The sequence below is a fragment of the Kitasatospora sp. NPDC004723 genome, from assembly GCF_040609255.1.
In the GTDB taxonomy this organism is placed as follows: domain Bacteria; phylum Actinomycetota; class Actinomycetes; order Streptomycetales; family Streptomycetaceae; genus Kitasatospora.
Genome location: NZ_JBEXJT010000013.1, coordinates 94,585 through 110,177 on the forward strand (window position 1 = coordinate 94,585; position 15,593 = coordinate 110,177).

The following is a 15,593-nucleotide window of genomic DNA, read 5'->3' on the forward strand; positions in this document are numbered from 1 at the left end:
GGAGCGGGACCGCATCACCAGGCCGCGTCGCAGCACCACCTCGCAGGACCGCCGCACCCGATCGGAGTAATCACAGGTTCTCGTCCATCTCTCCGTACCCGGCCGGAACCGTCGACCGGGCGGAGGGGAGACCACCGGGAGATCGTCGCGGAAAAGGAGGGACGGAGTTGTCCGGAAGGCTTCGCAGCGCCCCGTGGTCCGGCCGGACCACGGTCCGGCGACGGCCGGGCCGGTTCCGGGCGGCCGTGGAATATATCCGGCAGAACGTTGGCTTTCGGGCGGCGTTCATCATTTCATCATTGCCGCTCAACCCCATCTGCCCTGAGAATTGGACCGTACCCGGAGCCTGGTCCTTTGGACCATGCCTCTGGCGTACGCAGGCACCCGCGCACCCGCGGGTCGGGAAGGAGGGCCGTGATCAGCGGAACCGACCGAGGTCAGTATCCCCTCGTCCGGAGTTCGACCCTCAGACGGGTGCTCGATCTGGAGACCTGGACGGCCTCGGGGATCCCGCTGCTCCGCGATCCCCGCGAATTCGTCCTGGAACTGCACCGGCGCCATCTGCCGCAGCCCGGCACGGTGGTGGTCGCCGTCCTGGACGCGCTGCACCGGGTGACCGCCTCGGCCTCGTTCGCGCCCTGGCCGCACGACACGGACGGCTGGCTGCACCGCAACGCGATCCTCACTCACCTGCGCCAGGTCACCCCGCACGATCTGCGGCTGCCCGCCCCGAAGCGGACGGCCGTCCTGCTGAGCTGCCGCGAGGGCTCGGCCGGCTGGACGGAGCAGGACGGCGCCTGGATGTGGGCGCTGCGGGACGCGGCCGGCCTGCACGGGCTGCGCTGCGGAGCGTATGTCGCGCTGACCCCGGCCGGCTGGCAGATCCTCGGCGACGGACGGAGCGGACGCAATCCGCACGCGGGTTCGTGGGCGGAGGGGCCGGTCCACACCGTGACGGAACTGCCGCAGCGCGGCGAGCGCTCCCCGCGGTCCCGCCAGTCCGAGCGCCCGTGGGGGCCGGCCCGGGTCGCGGCGATCGAAACGGCCCGGCGCACCGGCACCGCCTGACGCACCCGCTGACCTTTCGTCGGCCCGCCCGCGGTCCGGCACGGCCCACGGCCGACACCCGTGACCGGGCCCCGGCCCCGCGCACCCGTCGGCGCGCGGCGGGAACGCCGAGGCCCGGCACCACGAGGGGTGCCGGGCCGGGATGGTCGTCGGGTCTCCCGGGCGGTCAGGACCGCCGGGCCCCGCCGCCGGTGTCAGGCGGACTGCCTGCGGGGGGCCGGAGCACCGGTCGCGGCGCGCGACGCACCGGCGGTGGCCGGAGCGGCTCCGCCGCAGACCACCAGCAGCGCCTCCGCGTGCCGCAGCGCCTTGGCGTACGCCGCTGCGGCACGGTCGGCCGGACCGCCGTTGACGGCCAGCACGACCACCGGTCGGCGGGCCGGGCGGGTCAGCTCGGCGTCGGCGTAGAACACGTCGCCGCCCTCGGCGAGCTGCGCCCAGTAGCGCTCCTCGCCGAAGGTCAGCTCGTGCTGCTGCCAGGGGTGCGCCGCGCCGACCGTCAGCACCAGGACGGTGCCGGGGTCGCGGCCGGAGTCCAGCAGTTGGTCGACGGTCTCGTCCGCGCGGTCCAGCGCCTCCGCCTCGGTGGCGGGGACGTGCCGGACCTCGACCGACGCCGGGCGCGGCGCGGGTCGCGGAGGGGTGGGCTTGGGGATCGGGTTCGGGCGCGGCGAAGGCCCCGGACGGTCCGCCCGCGCGGCCGCCGTACGCGGCGCTGCCGGCCGCGGCGGTGCGGGGCGGGGGCCCGGCACCGGGGCCGGGGCCGGCACGGCTCCGACGGCCGACGGTACGGCGGTGGTCGCGCCGCCGGTGGCGGGCACGCGGAGGGCTTGTGCGTCCGACTCGCGGGGGCTGGGAACGCCGGGGCCCGGGAGGCTCTCGTTAATCTCCGGCTCCTCGGGGAAGACAGGCATACCCGGATATCTATCAAATGCCGGTCGGGCGCGCACGGGCGCCCCACCCCTTGGGCACCGCGGGCCCCACCGGCGACCCGGGGAGTTTCCAGACGTACCGTCAGAAACCGAGCGCAAGCTGCTCGCCGACGGGCTCCGCGGAGCCCACGCCGCCGGGTCCGGGAACCGTCCGGATCCGCTTCAGGTGGCGCCACCGGGGCAGCCCGTCGAGATAGGACCAGGAGAGGCGGTGGTGTTCGGTCGGACCGAGCTCCTCCAGCGCGGCCCGGTGGACCGGGGACGGGTAGCCGGCGTTGTCGGCGAACCCGTACTCGGGGCACTGCTCGCCGAGATCGGCCATGAGACCGTCGCGGTGGACCTTGGCGAGCACCGAGGCGGCGGACACGCAGATGCACGACTGGTCGCCCTTGATCACCGTGCGCACCCGCCAGGGGCCGCCGAGGTAGTCGTGCTTGCCGTCGAGGATCACCGCGTCCGGCTCCACCGGCAGCGCCTCCAGCGCGCGGACGGCGGCCAGCCGCAGCGCGGCGGTCATCCCGAGCTCGTCGCACTCCAGCGCCGAGGCGTGGCCGAGCGCGTACGCGGTGACCCAGTCGGCGAGCACGGGCGCGAGCGCGCGGCGGCGGAGCTCGGTGAGCAGCTTGGAGTCGGTCAGGCCCTCCGGGGGCCGGCGCAGGCCGGTGACGGCCGCGCCCACGGTGACCGGCCCGGCCCAGGCACCGCGCCCGACCTCGTCGAGGCCGACGACGACCTTGGCACCGGCGCGGCGCAGCGAGCGCTCGACGGAGTGCGTCGGCGGGACGATGGGCATGATGGGGTCCGTTCAGCTGGTCGGACTCCAGCCTATGCCACCCGTCGGCGCGCCCGGGTGGCGTCGACGTCACACCGTCGCACCCCCGGGGCTCGGCCCGGCACCGCCCCGCCCCGAGCCGGCACAGCCCCGCCCCGGGACCGGAGCGGCCTCAGGGGCGGATCAAGGGGACCAGCACCTCGTCGACCAGTTGGTCGACGAACTCGGGGCCGGTCCGGCGGCCGCACACCTTGATCCGGTACAGCAGCATCGCCGGAACGACGTCGGCGACCAGCGGGGTGGCCGCACCCGGCCGGACGTCGCCGCGCTCGGCGCCCCGGCGGAGGATGGCCAGGATCACGGCCTTGGTCGGCTCCAGCATCCGCTGGGCGATGAAGTCCTTGAACAGCTCGGCCTGGTCGTGATCCAGCTCGGCCATCAGCGCGCTCACCGCGCCACCCGCCCGGGAGCTCGTGACGGAGACGAAACTCTCGACGAGGTGGTGCAGTTCGGCTCGGGCGGACCCGAGGGCGGGGGTGTCGGTGGGGCGTGGCAGAGTGGAGTCCAGGGCGTCGATGACCAGTTCCACCTTGGACGCCCACCGCCGGTACAGCGCGGCCTTCCCCGTCCGGGCGGCACCGGCGACCCCCTCCATCGTCAGCCGCGCGAATCCGCCGGAGGTGAGCTGATCGAGCGCCGCTTCGAAGATCGCCGCCTCCAGCTCCCTCCCCCGCCGCCGACCCGGCCGCCCCAGGGCCTCGGCGACGACCTGGACGGGGCAGGCGGCCCGCGGGGCCTCGGATCCCCGTTGCGCCGGCCGACCGGCCGACCGGCCGACCGGAGGAGCCACCGGGAGACCTGCCGGAAGAGCCACCGGGAGACCGCCCGAGCGGTCCGCCGCCTGGCGCCGCACCAACTGATCCATTGTCACCAACCCTAAGGAACGCTTGCGTTCATAATCTCGCCAACGCTATCGTCCACATTAGTGAACGATTCCGTTCCTTCATAGCCCGCGGGACGCCGACGGGCCGCGCCGGACCCCAAGGTCCGCAGCATACGAAGCAATAGCCAGCAGGGGGCATCAACTTGGCTATCTCCGACACGCTCAGCAAGAACTCTCCACCGCAGGGTGGCCGCAGCACGCACAAGGGCATCACCCTGACCGTCATCGCGGCCTCGCAGTTGATGGTGGTGCTCGACGCCACCATCGTGAACATCGCCCTGCCGCAGATCAGGGACGCCCTGGACTTCTCCACCACCAACCTGTCCTGGGTGATCAACGCCTACACCCTGACCTTCGGCGGCCTGCTGCTGCTCGGTGGACGCGCGGGCGACATCCTCGGCCGGCGCCGGGTCTTCATCGCCGGCACGCTGCTGTTCGGCCTGGCCTCGCTGCTCGGCGGCTTCGCGCAGGACGGCGGCATGCTGCTGGCCGCCCGCGCGCTCCAGGGCATCGGCGGCGCGATCTGCTCACCGACGGCCTTCGCCCTGATCGCCACCAACTTCGACGAAGGACCCGAACGCAACCGGGCCTTCGGCGTGTTCTCGGCGGTGGCCGGTTCCGGCGCCGCGATCGGCCTGCTGGCCGGCGGTGTACTGACCGAGTACCTCGACTGGCGCTGGGTCTTCTTCGTCAACGTGCCGATCGCGGTGCTCATCGCCTTCGCCGCGCCGCGCTACATCGCCGAGTCCGAGCGCCACCCGGGCCGCTTCGACCTGCCCGGCGCGCTCACCTCGACGCTCGGCCTGGTCGGCCTGGTCTACGGCTTCATCCGCGCCGCGTCGGACGGCTGGAAGGACGGGCTGACGCTCGGCTCCTTCGCCGCCGGTGTGATCCTGCTGGTCGCGTTCGTGATCATCGAGCGCCGGACCGCGCAGCCGATCACCCCGCTCAGACTGTTCGCCGACCGGAACCGCACCGGCGGCCTGGTGATGATGCTCTGCGTGGCCGCCGCCATGTTCGGCATCTTCTTCTACATCACCCTCTTCGTGCAGGGCCCGCTGGACTACAGCCCGCTCAAGGCCGGCTTCGCGTTCATGCCGATCAGCGCGTCCATCATCGTGGCCGCCCAGCTCGCCTCCAGCCTGCAGGTCAAGTACGGCCCGAAGCCGTTCATGGCGGGTGGCGCGCTGCTGGTCGCCGTCGGGCTCTCCTGGCTGACCTTCATGAACGCGGACAGCGGCTACGTCGACGGGATCCTCGGCCCGACGGTGGTCTTCGGCTTCGGCATGGGCCTGATCTTCGTCCCGGTGATGCTGCTCTCCGTCGCGGGCGTCTCCGGCCAGGAGACCGGGGCCGCCTCCGGCCTGCTGAACTCCATGCAGCAGATCGGCGGTTCGCTCGGCCTGTCGATCCTGACCACGGTGTTCGCGCACTACGCGACCAGCGAGGCCAAGGCGCAGCTGCCCGGCTTCATGGCCACCGCCACGCCGGAGCAGAAGGCCTGGCTGATGGAGAAGCAGGAGTTCCCCAAGGGCACCGCCGCGGCCAACGAGGTGCTCGCGCAGGGCATCTCGCACGGCTTCATCGTGGGCGCCGTGATGGCGGGCCTCGCCTTCGTGGTCGCCGTCGTCGTCGTCAAGGCCAAGGCCGCCGACCTGCCGTCGGACACCGCCGGCGTCGCGCTGCACTGACCTCACGACGCACCGACGTCACGACGCACCGATCGGCCGCCCTCCCGGGGGAGGCGGACCGGACGGGCGAGGGCCGGCCGGGAGCAGCACGCTCCCGGCCGGCCCTCGCCGTCCCCCGTCCCCCGTCCCCCGTCCCCCGTCCCCCGCACCGTTCCCCGGCCGGGCTCAGCCGCCGAAGGTGCGGCCGGGGCGCAGCCCGACCCGGTCGCAGGCGTTCTTCCCGTCCGAGAGGCGATCCGCCGCCGGGCGATCGGTGAGGATGTCCCGGGCCCGCGCCCCGGCCAGGCTGGTGGCGTACCAGGGGGCCGGACCGTCCTGCGCCAGGTCGGCGGCGACGACGTTCAGCGCGCAGATCCGGTAGTCGCCCGGCAGCCGGTCCAGGGCCGGGACGGCGTCCGGCGAGAGGCCGCGGACATTGCGCAGATCGATCTGCCCGGTCCGCTCGAAGCGGGCCACGTTCTGCTCCGCGACCAGGGCGTCCGGCCCGATCAGCCCGTACCCGGCGGCGGCCAGCGCCGCGCTGAGCACCACCGCGCGGGGCAGCCAGCCAGCCGACGGGGTCAGGCCCGCCGCGACCAGCAGCAGGAAGACCACCCCCAGCCACAGTTCGACCGCCAGCACCCAGAGCCGGAGCGTGGTCAGCCCGGAGGCGTCCACGTAGAACCACATCCGGCCGAGCGCCGAGGCCACCACGACCAGGGTGAGCAGGCAGAGCGCGACGAGCAGCGACCGCGCCAGCCGGCGGTCGGTCCCGGTCCCGCGCGGCGCCCAGCGCTTGGCGACCGCGACGACCACCAGCGCCAGCACGGTGACCGCGAGCAGCTGCCAGAAGCCCTGCCGGGCGTACTCGGATCGGCTCATCCCGGTGCGCTCCAGCACCGCCTCGCCGCCGCCGAGCACCACCACACCCTGCACCACGGCGAAGGCGCCGAACATCAGGTTCAGCGCGACCAGCGGCACGGCCCACTCCAGCCGGCCCCTGGCGCGGCCCGGCCGGACCCGCGTGCGGTCCCAGCGGCGCGGGCCCGCCGCGATGTGGGCGAAGCCCAGCGCGGTCGCCAGACCGAGCACGAACAGGGCCACCCGGGCGGGGAGCCGGCCGAGGTCCAGGCTGGGCACCAGGCTTCCGAGGACGTCGGCCATGGCGGCGTCGGCGCTGGCGAACAGGGCGCCGAAGACGGCCAGCAGCACGGCCGCCACGACGACCCCCTTGAGCACCGGCACCACTCGGGCGCGGCCGTTCCCGCCGCGGGCCCGCAGGCTCGCCCGCGCCCACACCAGGGCCGGCACGAGCTGCCAGAGCACGCCCGGCAGCGCGAGCAGGACACCGCTCCAGCGCCGCCCGCCGTGCAGCGCCAGCGAGGCCAGGCCGAGGGCCAGGACGGTGCTCAGCAGCACCGGCCAGCCTGCCTCGTACAGCGCCGGGACGGCGAGCAGGGCGAGTGCCACCGCGCTCCACACGACGGTCCAGACGCGCAGCCGGCGGCCGGCCGCGCGGGCGGCGATCCCGGCACCGGCGGCGGTGAACGCCGCGCAGAGCAGCAGGTTGACGCCGAGTCCGTCGATCAGGAGCCAGGAGGTGAGCAGGCCGGCCAGCACCGCCGCCAGCACCGTCCGGCCGGTGGCCGGGGCCTTCTTGTCGGGGTCGCCGGGCCGCAGCCAGGCGAACGGCTGCGGCGCGGGCGTACCGGGCGCCCGGTACGGTCCGGCGGCGGGACCGGGGCCGTAGCCGGGGCCGTGTCCAACGCCGGGGCCGTAGCCGGAGGCAGGCCCGAAACCCGGCGCGGCCCCGGGCCCGAAACCCGGCGCGGCCCCGGGCACGGAACCGGGCGCGGCCCCGGGCACGGAACCGGCCCCGGCGCCGCCGCCGGGCGGCACTCCGTCCGCGGCGGGCATGCTGAATCCGGACATGGCTTCCCCCTCAATGGTCGGGTGGGCGTGCGGAAGCCACCCTCCGGGCGGTCCGCCGACGAGCACGCGGAACCACACCGGTGAAGGCACCGGGCACCGCGGCCGATGCCGACTGTAGACCATTCTGAACAAGTTCAAAAACACCGGACCCGGCTCCGTCACACCCCTGTGACAGAACCGGGTCCGGTGTCCCGGCGCACTCCTGAGCAGCGCTCAGAGCCCTTCGGCGCCGGCCCGGTCAGCGCCGCCGCGCGCTCAGTACGTCCCGAACAGCGAGTACCGGAACGAGTCCTTCACCGAGGGCCCGAAGTCCGCCGGCCACGTGCCGAACGGCACCACCGTGTTGCTGTACGCGCCCTGCCCGGCGGCACCCGTCGAGTAGTTCATGTTGTTGACCGTGGAACTCGCCCCGTTGGTGTTGTAGACGAACCAGTACGAGGTGCGGGCGCTCAGCGTGAGGTCCACCGGCAGCGAGTTCCAGGCGTTGGCCGTCAGCGTGCCGGTCCCCGTACTGGCGACCAGCGCCCCGGGCGAACCGCCCTCGTCGGTGTAGACGGCCAGCTGGTACCGGTTGGCGGGCGCCGCGCCGACCGGACCGACGTGCACGCTCAGCGAGGTGAGCGCCACCGGGTCGGCCCCGGTGGTCACCCGGCTGCCGTTCAGGTGGTTGGAGTCGGTGTCGTCGATCAGCGAGCCCACCGCCGTGTTCCCGATCGTGCGCGGCTCCGCTCCCCCGGTGGTGAACGAGACCGCGTACGGACCCGCCAGCGCGTTCCCGGCGAGGTCCCGCACGCCCTGGACGGTCGCGGTGTACCCGGTGGTCAGCGCCAGCGGGGCGCCCGGGGTGAACACCACGCTCGCCGTCGACGCGTCGTAGCCCACCGTCCCCGCGACGGCCGCGCCGCCCGCGGCGGGCCGCAGGGTGACGGACCCGCCGGTCACGCTCACCGGGTCCAGCGGCTCGCCGAAGGAGAACCGCACCGCCGTGCCCGGCGCCACCCCGCTCGCCCCGGCGGCCGGGGTGGTGCCGAGCACCGTCGGCGCGGTGTCGTCGTGGCCGTAGTCGGCCGTGTACGAGCCCGCCGCGCCGTCGAAGAACGCGTACGCCACGCCCTTGACCGTCTCGACCCGGTACTGCACCTGGCGGCCCCCGGAGGTGATCCCGGTGAGCGTGCCGGCGGCCGCGTTGAACGGCAGCATGGCGCGCAGCCCGGTGGCCCCGCCGGTGATGTCGAAGGTCAGCGAGCCCCCGCCCGGGGCACTCGGGTGCCAGGCCGGCTTTCCGAACGCCGAGCCGTTGCGCCCGTCCAGCCAGGTGAGCATCTGCCGGCCGGACACCACCGGCACGCCCCGCGCCCTGGCCGCCGCGACGACCGCGTCCGACGCGGCGGAGGCGGCGAAGTCGGTGTGGATGTTGGCGGTCAGCGCCGCGTAGTAGCCCTGGGCGCCGTACGCGGCGTCGAGCAGCGTGGTGACGGTGCCCGGGTACGACTGGCCGGACTCGTCGGTGAGCTGAGTGGTGGCCTGGTACTCGTCGATGACGCTGCCGTCGGTGTCGGCGAAGCGCATGATCTGGGCGGTGCCGTTGAAGTAGCCGGGCCGGTCCTGGGTGAAGCTCGACGGGTAGAAGTAGTAGTCGGTGTCCAGCCGGATCCCGTTGGCCAGCTTGGTCTTCGCCTGGGTGGCCCAGTCGTCCCACTCCACGCAGTGCGTGCGGCTGCTCGACGGGTTCGGCAGGTTCGGGTACTTGGCCCGCCAGGCGGCCAACTGGTCACGGTAGTAGCCCTGCAGGACCGCGGTGCTGCCCCAGGGGCGGCAGTCGGTGGTGACGTGCACGCCGACTTCGAAGCCCTGGTCGCTGTACGCCTTGGCCTGGGCCGGGGTGAGCGGGTCGTCCGTGTAGATGTACGAGGAGCCGCGCACGCACTCCCAGTTGGCGACCGAGCAGCCGGGCGGGCTCTGCGCGAGGTAGCCGTCCCAGCGGCCGGCCGTGCCGCCGACGCCGTGGTCGTCACCGGTCATCACCACGACGGCCTTGACGTCGCGCGGGAAGTACCAGAACCGGGGCAGCGGCTTCTCGCCGGAGGCCAGTTGGGTGAGCAGGTTGGCGAGCAGCCGCTGCTGCTCGTCGGCGATCGGGATCAGCGCCTTGTCCAGGTCGTTCCAGTCCGGCTGGCCGCCGGTCCCGAAGAACATCTCGCTGGCCTCGTAGCCGTCGACACCGTCGCGCTGCTGGCCGGCCCAGGCGGGGTTGCCCTGGCGGGTCTGCACCACCGACTTGGCCAGGTCGTAGCTGAACGCGGCGGCCCGGCCGCGGCCGGCCGCGCGCAGGGTGACCGCCGGATTGGCGGTCGCGGTCGCCGCGTCGCTGTACAGGGTGGCGACGGCGGTGGCACCGTTCAGCGTGTAGAGGTCGGCGGCGCCGTGGTAGCCCATGCTGTCGCCGGTGATCCCGGCGCCGGGCGCGGCCGCGGTGTTCACCCTGAGGTAGGCGTCGGCGCGGGTACCGGACGCCGGGGTGAGCCCGAACAGCGGCGCGAGCTGCTTGTCCGGGCGCATCGCCACCAGCTGTCCGCCGGCGGTGGTCCAGGTGCTGAACAGGTTCGCCTGGGCGGCGGTGAGCGGCATCTCGCCGAGCAGCACCACATCGGCGGAGGCCAGTACGGCGCTGGTGACGGCGGAGACGTCCACCTGGCGGTAGGCGTTCAGGCCCTCCGCCTTGAGGATCTCCGCCAGGTAGCGGCTGTACGGACTGGCCTGGCTGGTGACCAGCAGGATCGGGCCCTCCGCGCCCGGCCCGGCGCCCGGGGCCGGATCGGACGGGGCCACCTCGGCGGTGGTGTACGTGGCGTGGATCGAGAAGCTCGTGGCGATCGTGGTGACCGGGCCCGCGGTGGCCGGCCAGCTGCCGAACGGCTGGCCGGCGTTGCCGTAGGCGCTGGTGCCGCCCGGGGCGTAGCGCAGGTTGTTGACGGTGGGGCCGGAGCCGTTGGTGTTGTAGGCCAGCCAGTAGGGGGTGTTGGCGGCCAGGGTGGCCGCCACCGGGACGCTGTTCCAGCCCGGCCCGGTGAGGGTCGCGGTGTCGCTGCTCGCCAGCAGCGCCCCCGGACTGCCGCCGTTGTCCTGGTAGATCGCCGTCTGGAACCGGTCGTTGGGCGCGGCGTCCACGCTGTCCACGTACACCGAGATGCTGCTGACCGTGCCGCCCGACGAACCGGTCACGTAGCGCGAGGCGTTGAGGTAGTGGGAGTCGGCGGTGTCGGTACGGGCGCCGGCCTCGGTGGCGCCCAGCGTCGCCGAGGCGGCCGCCGCCGGGGGCGCGCCCGGTCCGGTGGCCAGCGCCGCCGCGGTGGCGAGCGCCGCGAGCAGTCCCACCGCCCGCCGCCGCCACGAACCGCCCCTGCCTCGGTCTCCACCTCTGCCCGCGCCGCCCGTACCCGCTCGTGCGCGTATGCCGGCACCCGCGTCCGCCATGACCGCCCCCCTGTGTCATCTCGGCCAACTCCCTAACGGTGTACCGGTTGCCCGTCGGCCGTGTCCACAGAATCACCACATTCGCCATCGAACGGCGTGAACCCCGACGTCCCCCGGGCAACGCCCCACCCGGCCCGGACGGAGCCGGGGTCACCCCTTGACCGACCCGGCCAGCAGCCCGCGCACGAAGTACCGCTGGAGCGCGAAGAACACCCCCAGCGGGATCACGATCGACAGGAACGCCCCCGCCGTGAGCAGTTCCCACCGCCCGCCGAAGGAGCCGGACAGCTGCGCCAGCCGGACCGTCATCGGCGCCACCTCCGGTGTGCCGCCGGCGAAGGTGAGCGCCACCAGCAGGTCGTTCCAGACCCAGAGGAACTGGAAGATCGCGAACGAGGCCAGCGCGGGGGTGCAGAGCGGCAGCACGATCGAGCGGAAGATCTTCATGTGCGAGGCGCCGTCCACCACCGCCGCCTCCATCAGGTCGCGCGGCAGCTGGGCGATGAAGTTGTGCAGCAGGAAGGTCGCCAGCGGCAGCGCGAACATGGTGTGCGCCAGCCAGACCGGCGCGTAGGTGCCTTTGAGGTCCAGCGCCGGCAGCAGTGTCAGCGAGCCCAGGTGCGCCCCGCCCGAGAACAGCTGGAGCAGCGGGATCAGCGCCATCTGCATCGGCACCACCTGGAGCGCGAAGATCACGAAGAACAGCGTGTCGCTGCCCCGGAACCGCACCCAGGCCAGCGCGTACGCGGCCATCGCCGCCAGCACCAGCGGGAACAGCGTGGCCGGCACGCTGATCGCCAGCGAGTTCACCAGGAAGGGCATCAGCCCCGTGGAGACGCCGGAGCCGCCCTCGAACAGCACGGTGTGGTAGTTGTCCAGGCCGAGGTCCGGGTGGAGCAGGGCGTTCCACCAGCCGTCGGCGGTGACGTCCTGTTTGGGGCGCAGCGAGGTGACCAGCAGCCCGAGCGTGGGAACGGTCCACAGCACCGTCACCGCGATCACGAAGACCGAGCCGAGTGGGGAGGAGAAGGCCTTCCGGACGGCGTTGCCGTCGCGCCGTACGCTCATCGGACCGCACGCTCCTTGCGCAGCTGGAGGATGTTGTAGGCCACCAGTGGCAGCACCGCGAGGAAGAGGAGCACCGCCAGCGCGCTGCCCCGCCCGGTGTTGAACTGGACGAAGGACTGCGAGTACATCTCGTTGGCCAGCACCTGGGTGCCGAAGTTGCCGCCGGTCATGGTGCGGACGATGTCGAAGGCCTTCAGCGTGGTGATCATCACCGTGGTCAGCACCACCACCACGGTGGTGCGGATCATCGGCACGGTGACGTACCAGAACAGCCGCACGCCCCGGGCGCCGTCCAGCCGGGCCGCCTCGGTCACCTCGTCCGGGATCGCCTTGATCGCCGCCGAGAGCACGACCATCGCGAAGCCGGTCTGCACCCACACCATGACGGCCATCAGCAGGAAGGTGTTGAGCGGCTGGGAGAGCAGCCAGTTCGGCGGATCGTCCCAGCCGAGCGTGATCGCCACCTGGCTGAGCAGGCCGATCTGCCGCTGCGAGGGATCGCGCGACTCGTAGACGAACTTGAAGATGATCGAGGCGCCGACCAGCGAGATCGCCATCGGCATGAAGAGCAGCGACTTGTAGACGGCCTGACCGCGCATCCGGTCCACCAGCAGGGCCAGGACGAGGCCGAGACCGGTGGCCGCCAGCGGGGCGATCACCAGCCACAGCAGGGTGTTGACCAGGACGTCGCGCACCGAGTCGTTGGTCAGCGCCCAGCGGAAGTTCTCGCCGCCGACGAACCGGCTGCTGTCGTCGCTGTAGAAGCTCAGGTAGACCGTGCGGACCAGCGGCGCGACCAGGCCGACCAGCAGCAGCACCACGGCCGGACCGAGCAGGACCAGGACGGCCAGCGGGCGGGCGAGCCGGCCGGAGGCGCGCCCGGCGACCAGGAAGACCAGCAACAGGATGCCGAGGAAGCCGGCGATCGCTCCGAAGCCGTTGCCGAACTTGACCATCGCGTCGCCCCAGGCGCCGGCGGAGAGGGACATGGCGGGACGTCCTTTCCCAACGGAGGGCGGAACGGGGAACCGGGAGGAACAGAAGGTGTGGAGACCCGAGACCCGAGACCCGCGCACGCCGGAGACAGGGGGCGGCGGCAGGCTCGGGAGTGCGGGGAGGGCCGGGAAGCACGGAGAGGGGCGGGCGGTGCGGGTGGGTGGCCCCGCACCGCCCTTCGGCAGGTGGTCCTGCGCCGCGCGCCGCTACTGCGGCCAGGCGGCGTCGATGTCCGCGGCGGTCTTCTGGATCGACTGCCCCTCGGCGAACCAGGCGGTGAGCGACTTCCACTCCTGCCCGGCGCCGACCGCGGCCGGCATCAGGTCCGAGCCGTCGAACCGGAAGGTCGCCGCCGGGTCGGTGAGGGCGTCGGCGGAGATCCGGTCGATCGGATCGGTGTACAGGCTCTTGTCCACGCCCTGGTTGGCCGAAACCCAGCCGGTCGCGGTCCGCACCCGGCTGCTCGCCCACTCGCTGCTGGACAGGTAGTTCTGCACCGCCTGCACCTCGGGCCGGTTCGCGAACGCGGTGAGGAACTCGCCGCCGCCCTCGACCGGATTGGCCACCGACGGGCTCACCGCCGGCAGCGGGAAGGCGAAGATGTCGCCGTCCGGGCCGATCCTGGTCTCCTTGGGCCACTGCGCCTTGTAGAAGGACGCCTGCTGGAGCATGAAGCACTTGCCGGTGAGGATCGGCGCGCCCGCGTCCTGGAAGGTCGTGGTGGCGATCGACTTCACGTCGCCGTAGCCGCCGTTGACCCAGGCCGGGTTCTGCATCCAGTCGGCGACCGTCTTCATCGCCGCGGCGATCTTCGGGTCGGAGAACTTCACCTGGTGGTTCACCCACTGGTCGTACACCTCACCGCCGTACGAGCCGAGGACCACCTCCTCCAGCCAGTCGGTGGCCGGCCAGCCGGTGGCCGTGCCGGAGGCGATGCCGCCGCACCACGGCTTGCCACCGCCCGCCTTGGCGATCGTGTCGCTGAGCGCCATCAGGTCGGCCCAGGTCTTCGGTGGGGTGTAACCGGCCTGCTTGAACGCCTTGGGCGAGTACCAGACCAGGGACTTCATGTTGGCGCTCATCGGCGCGGCGTAGAAGGTGCCGTTGACCGAGCCGTAGCTCTTCCAGACCGGGCTCCACTTCCCCTGGTTGGCCACGGTCCGCTCCGGCGGCTTGACCACCTTGCCGCTCTTGACCATCTGCGCCAGCAGGCCGGGCTGCGGGATGATCGCGAAGTCCGGGGCGTTGCCGCCGCTCACCCTCACCGGCAGCTGGGACTCGAAGTCGTTGCTGCCCTCGTAACTGATCTTGATGCCGGTGCACCTCGCGAAGTCCGCCCAGGACTTCTCCAGGTTGTCCGACTCGGGGCTGAGGATCGAGGCGAAGACCGTCACCGTCCTGCCGGAGTGCCCGGCGTACGGCTGGTAGGCGGCGCAGTCGGCGGAGAGGGTCCGGCCGTCGCCCGACCCTCCCGAACTTCCGGAGCTGTCCGAGCTGTTGGAACAGGCCGCGGTCAGTGCGGCGGCGGCCAGCAGGGCCACCGCGGCGAGCGGCCGGCGCGGGCGGCGCCGGTGCCTGCGGTCGGCGGGCGGCAGGGCGGTCGTGGGCGGCACGGTCGGGGTGGGAGTCAACGCGGTCCTCCTCGCCAGGGCGCGAACGCTCGGCTGTACGACGGAACGACATTGCGCTGTGCAGGAGTTGGACGATCGACAGGGACGCGGCGGCCGGCCGATCTGAAGACGTTAACGCAGCCGCCACGCGCCGCCAAGGTCCGGGAACGCCCTTCGCTCCCGGGTGTCCCGGGAGTTGCTGGTCGGCGACGTCCAAGGGAGATCAGCGCCCGCACGGCATCTGCCGATCAGGTTCACCGCGGTCTCGTGACCCGCCGCAATGATCACCCGTAGGACGGCCGCCACCCCCGCGCCGGTCAGCGCACGGCCGCCGCCTCCACCGCACGCCGCACAGCGCCGAAGTCCAGGCCGTGATCGGCGATCACCCGCGCCCCGAGCCCCTCGCCCTCCCGAAGGAGTCCGAGCAGCAGGTGACCCACCGCTATGTGACCGGACTTCAGCCGCAGCGACTCGCGCAGCGACAGCTCCAGCACCTTCCGCCCCCGCGCGGTGAACGGCGAGCGCCCGGCCCGCCCCTGGGGACGGAACCATCCACGCCGCCGCGGCTCCTCCTTCGGCGCCGCGTCCAGTGCGCCCTCGCCGAACACCGACTCCACGGCGGCCCGCACGGCGTCCAGGTCCACGCCGATCGAGGCCAGCGCCCTGGCGTCGTCCCCCTCCCCCAGCAGCCGCCGCACCGCCCGCCCGGCGGCCGCACGGTCGAGGCCCGCCTCGATCAGCACCCGCGCCGCGGGATCCTCCACTTCGGCCAGGATCGCCAGCAGCAGGTGCTCGGTGCCGATGTGGTCGTGCCGCAGCTCGGCGGACTCCTGCCCCGCGCGCCCGACCACCCGCCGGGCCTCCTCGGTGAATCGCTCGAACATGGTTCACTCCCCGCCCTTCCCGGCATCGCCGGTCCCGCGCTTCGCGTACTTCTTGTGCACCGCCTGCCTGGTCACTCCCAGACAGGTCGCGATGGACTGCCACGACCAGCCCTGGCCCCGCGCGTTGTCGACCTGCAGGCCCTCCAGCCGGTCCGCCAGGTCCCGCAGGGCCCGGACGGCCCGGAGCCCCACTGCGGGGTCCCGGCTGCCGGCTGCGGCCGCCAGCTCTCCGCTCTCGTTCATG

Annotated in this window: 12 protein-coding genes; 2 read left to right on the plus strand and 10 right to left on the minus strand. The window is 73.0% G+C overall.

The annotated features are described in order from the left end of the window. Positions 1 to 474: 474 nt before the first annotated feature. On the plus strand, positions 475 to 1,068 hold the full coding sequence (locus ABZW10_RS16155) for a hypothetical protein (protein WP_355365091.1): 594 nt from the start codon (positions 475 to 477) through the stop codon (positions 1,066 to 1,068). 194 nt (positions 1,069 to 1,262) lie between these two features. On the opposite strand, the gene ABZW10_RS16160 is transcribed toward ABZW10_RS16155, so the two are convergent. From ABZW10_RS16160 to ABZW10_RS16170, 3 genes are all read right to left on the minus strand, one after another. Beyond that, positions 1,263 to 1,982: a hypothetical protein gene (locus ABZW10_RS16160; protein ID WP_355365094.1), complete on the minus strand. Its 720-nt coding sequence runs from the start codon at positions 1,980 to 1,982 to the stop codon at positions 1,263 to 1,265. Between the two features lie 100 nt (positions 1,983 to 2,082). After that, positions 2,083 to 2,793: a ribonuclease HII gene (locus ABZW10_RS16165; RefSeq protein WP_355365097.1), complete on the minus strand. Its 711-nt coding sequence runs from the start codon at positions 2,791 to 2,793 to the stop codon at positions 2,083 to 2,085. A 151-nt stretch (positions 2,794 to 2,944) separates the two neighbouring features. Beyond that, positions 2,945 to 3,622, minus strand: coding sequence for a TetR/AcrR family transcriptional regulator (locus tag ABZW10_RS16170; RefSeq protein WP_355365100.1), 678 nt, complete (start codon positions 3,620 to 3,622; stop codon positions 2,945 to 2,947). Positions 3,623 to 3,864: 242 nt separating this feature from the next. Between ABZW10_RS16170 and ABZW10_RS16175 the strand changes: the two genes are divergently transcribed. Next, positions 3,865 to 5,406 (plus strand): MFS transporter, encoded by a 1,542-nt coding sequence (locus tag ABZW10_RS16175; RefSeq protein WP_355365260.1) that lies wholly within the window; start codon positions 3,865 to 3,867, stop codon positions 5,404 to 5,406. Positions 5,407 to 5,571: 165 nt separating this feature from the next. Here ABZW10_RS16175 and ABZW10_RS16180 read toward each other — a convergent pair whose 3' ends face one another. The 7 genes from ABZW10_RS16180 to ABZW10_RS16210 form a co-directional block, all read right to left on the minus strand. Continuing rightward, the gene (locus ABZW10_RS16180) at positions 5,572 to 7,317 is read right to left on the minus strand and encodes a DUF4173 domain-containing protein (RefSeq protein ID WP_355365103.1); all 1,746 of its coding nucleotides are present in this window, start codon (positions 7,315 to 7,317) and stop codon (positions 5,572 to 5,574) included. A 255-nt stretch (positions 7,318 to 7,572) separates the two neighbouring features. Then, positions 7,573 to 10,692, minus strand: coding sequence for an Ig-like domain-containing protein (locus ABZW10_RS16185; RefSeq protein WP_355365106.1), 3,120 nt, complete (start codon positions 10,690 to 10,692; stop codon positions 7,573 to 7,575). 249 nt (positions 10,693 to 10,941) lie between these two features. After that, positions 10,942 to 11,859, minus strand: a complete 918-nt coding sequence (locus ABZW10_RS16190) for a carbohydrate ABC transporter permease (protein ID WP_355365109.1) — start codon at positions 11,857 to 11,859, stop codon at positions 10,942 to 10,944. Next, the gene (locus tag ABZW10_RS16195; RefSeq protein WP_355365112.1) at positions 11,856 to 12,848 is read right to left on the minus strand and encodes a sugar ABC transporter permease; all 993 of its coding nucleotides are present in this window, start codon (positions 12,846 to 12,848) and stop codon (positions 11,856 to 11,858) included. The genes ABZW10_RS16190 and ABZW10_RS16195 overlap by 4 nt, the downstream gene beginning before the upstream one ends. A gap of 213 nt (positions 12,849 to 13,061) precedes the next feature. Beyond that, a complete protein-coding gene (locus ABZW10_RS16200; RefSeq protein ID WP_355365115.1) occupies positions 13,062 to 14,486 on the minus strand; it encodes an ABC transporter substrate-binding protein in 1,425 nt (474 codons plus the stop codon). Positions 14,487 to 14,782: 296 nt separating this feature from the next. After that, positions 14,783 to 15,349 (minus strand): Clp protease N-terminal domain-containing protein, encoded by a 567-nt coding sequence (locus ABZW10_RS16205; protein ID WP_355365118.1) that lies wholly within the window; start codon positions 15,347 to 15,349, stop codon positions 14,783 to 14,785. Between the two features lie 3 nt (positions 15,350 to 15,352). Continuing rightward, complete coding sequence (locus ABZW10_RS16210) at positions 15,353 to 15,592, minus strand: RNA polymerase subunit sigma-70 (protein ID WP_355365121.1); 240 nt, start codon at positions 15,590 to 15,592, stop codon at positions 15,353 to 15,355. Position 15,593 lies beyond the last annotated feature (1 nt).

Excerpts from the sequence above, each read along its gene's own strand:
- ABZW10_RS16160 (WP_355365094.1), bottom strand. The coding sequence starts at position 1,982 with ATGCCTGTCTTCCCCGAGGAGCCGGAGATTAACGAGAGCCTCCCGGGC.
- ABZW10_RS16195 (WP_355365112.1), bottom strand. The coding sequence starts at position 12,848 with ATGTCCCTCTCCGCCGGCGCCTGGGGCGACGCGATGGTCAAGTTCGGC.
- ABZW10_RS16210 (WP_355365121.1), bottom strand. The coding sequence starts at position 15,592 with ATGAACGAGAGCGGAGAGCTGGCGGCCGCAGCCGGCAGCCGGGACCCC.
- ABZW10_RS16165 (WP_355365097.1), bottom strand. The coding sequence starts at position 2,793 with ATGCCCATCGTCCCGCCGACGCACTCCGTCGAGCGCTCGCTGCGCCGC.
- ABZW10_RS16180 (WP_355365103.1), bottom strand. The coding sequence starts at position 7,317 with ATGTCCGGATTCAGCATGCCCGCCGCGGACGGAGTGCCGCCCGGCGGC.
- ABZW10_RS16205 (WP_355365118.1), bottom strand. The coding sequence starts at position 15,349 with ATGTTCGAGCGATTCACCGAGGAGGCCCGGCGGGTGGTCGGGCGCGCG.
- ABZW10_RS16190 (WP_355365109.1), bottom strand. The coding sequence starts at position 11,859 with ATGAGCGTACGGCGCGACGGCAACGCCGTCCGGAAGGCCTTCTCCTCC.